The organism is Winogradskyella haliclonae (genome assembly GCF_014635865.1).
In the GTDB taxonomy this organism is placed as follows: domain Bacteria; phylum Bacteroidota; class Bacteroidia; order Flavobacteriales; family Flavobacteriaceae; genus Winogradskyella; species Winogradskyella haliclonae.
The window spans coordinates 1-2479 of the sequence record NZ_BMDQ01000009.1 but is presented as its reverse complement, the minus strand read 5'-3'; the positions used below and the strand labels follow the sequence as shown (position 1 = coordinate 2479).

At 38.8% G+C, this 2479-nt stretch carries 1 protein-coding gene; it reads right to left on the bottom strand.

Annotated elements, in window-relative coordinates; translation table 11 throughout:
- Window positions 1–2466: DUF6443 domain-containing protein (locus IEV10_RS14275; RefSeq protein ID WP_229719744.1), on the bottom strand; the 2466-nt coding region annotated here is incomplete at its 3' end.
- Window positions 2467–2479: the final 13 nt, after the last annotated feature.

Genomic DNA, 2479 nt, shown 5'->3' with positions numbered 1-2479 from the left:
GTGGTTGTATTGAATATTCGATGAAATGCCTTTATTGGCATCAGTTAACATATTACCATTGGCATCATAGGTGTATTCTGTAGTTAAGTTAGCACCATCATTAAAGCCATAGGTATCATTGCCATTGTCTAGCACTTTAACCAACTTATTAGAGTTGTTTTGATAGGTGTACACCAAATTATCCATTGTGCCAAAGAGCGTCGCATTGGCATTAATATGCCCTTGCCTTTGCAAAGTACTAATGTTTCCGTTTTTATCATAGCTAATACCACTTAAGTTGTAATTGCCATTATGAGAGGTTCCGCTGGTAATTCTGTTTAAAGCATCATAACTGTACTTGTACCATTTAAGACTGTTGTCTGTATTGGCTGTTTTCCATTCGGTTTCAGAGATATTACCATTAAACAAGGTGGCAGCACCATGGTCCGCAGTATTGTAATTGATCTTAAAGCCAAAGAGGTCAGTACCTAAACTGCTCACATCATTAATTTCTTTTAGCCAGCCACGGATGTTATAGGTGTAATCTACGGTTTGCAAACGCGATTGCGCTGTTGTACCTCCAACACCTTTGCTCTCTAATTGCCCCAACTCATCATAGATGTTTTCTACAATAACCTCTGCAGTACCACTATTAATGGTTTGTTGCTGGTCTATGAGACGGTTCATATGGTCGTAACTAAAGCTATCTATGGTCGTAATTGTTGGAAACAATGTACGTGCATGTGTGGTTGTGGTTTCTGTTACTGTACCATCAAAAGCTAGCTGACTTTTTATCTTATCTACCGTGTCTAAATAGCTGTTTTTAGAATAGATATAGATTGGTCTCGCCTTATCGTCGTAATAGGTGACTGAAGTAATCCAATCGCTAGTGCCAAGCACACGGACTTTACTACCTGTAGCTAGGCTTTTTACATTGGTCTCTGGGGTCACCCCATAAGCCGTTTCTGAGTTACCACCATCTCTATCGAAAGTGTAGTTGTCGTAGTAGTTAATAGTATGGACTTCATGTATACTAGTCGGATACGCTCCATTATTATAATAAATAGTTGTTCCAGCAATAGTTACTTGAGTACTACTTTTTGAAACATATTGACTGCTAATTGCATTCACGGTATTTTGCAGGTTAATCCTAGAACTACTATTATTAGTAAGCCCTGTGTATGCCACTCGCCCAAAAGCATCATATTTGGTAAATAGCCATTTGTTTTGTGCATCAAGATTAGCGTCTTGCGTTAGTATAGGTTGGTCAAGTTTATTGTATACTATAGACTCCCAACCTTTGCCTGGGATTTTCTTTTCTACGAGTCTGTTACGATAGTCATAAACGTATTGGTAACACAGCTCTGAGAGTTCTGTACTAGAGATAGTAGCACCATGAGTAACTTCAGGAGGTAATACATAACTAAGATTCCCATAATCGTCATAGACATAGTAAGTGTCATGTGCTACAGAGGCATTATAAGTACGTTTTAAAATCACACGACCTTCTGCATCTTTAAACTCTTCTGTGGTATGATTTTTATTTGTTGTGCCAGAGTGGTTTTCATCACGGGTTATACTTTTATACAATTCGCCAGTATAGTAGAATCCAGTACTACTATCTAAAGACGGCGTATAGGTGTTATTGGCAAACGTAAGGCCTACAGTGTAACGTCTTACCTCGCCAGCACTATTGGCTTGGTAATCCATCTCAATCTCATGGCCATTGCCCATAGCCCAATCCTCACCTGGTGCAGCTTGCTTAAACACACGATTAAGTGGCGACGCTTCAAACGCTTTTTCAGAAAAAGGGTTAGGTGTTATCCCTAAATCATTAGGGTATTTAGCGGTATAAAAGGTATTGGTTAAACCCTGAGCGTTGCTTAATAAGGTACCGCCATTATTAGCTTGTGCAAAAGGCAAATATTCTTTTTCTACTCTACCATACTGGTCGTACGCCACATGGGTTACAATATCCTCATTGTTGCCGCCTGAGCGTACTCCTATAGATTGCTTGGCTCTACCTAATCCATCAAAGTAGGTCACGGATTCTATTTTCTCATCATTGGTTAATAATGTGGTGTTGCTTGTGGCTATTCTTGGTGCTAAGGTATGCACATAGTTTTCGTTACTTAAATTCGTTGGTGGTGAAGTATTACCTCCTGTGCCTCCAGTTATAGTAACATTTAGAGTCTCTAATGGCAAACCAAAATCATTAAAAGTAATGGAACCCGACCCAGAACTTCCCCATAACACAGTTGCAGAATATACTGACCCTAAACGAGACGTCGATGTAACTGTACCTCCTACAGCTGTCCAACTAAATACATGCAAGCCTCCTGTGTAGGAATAGGTGTGTGAGGTGTTGGCACTAACAGTTGTAGGTCCTGATAGATTTTGACTATATCCAAAACTAAAACCAATTATTATAAAAACCCATAATTGTTTTCTTATAAATTCTAAAAATAAACTATTAATGTATCTCATGATTTTTGGATTA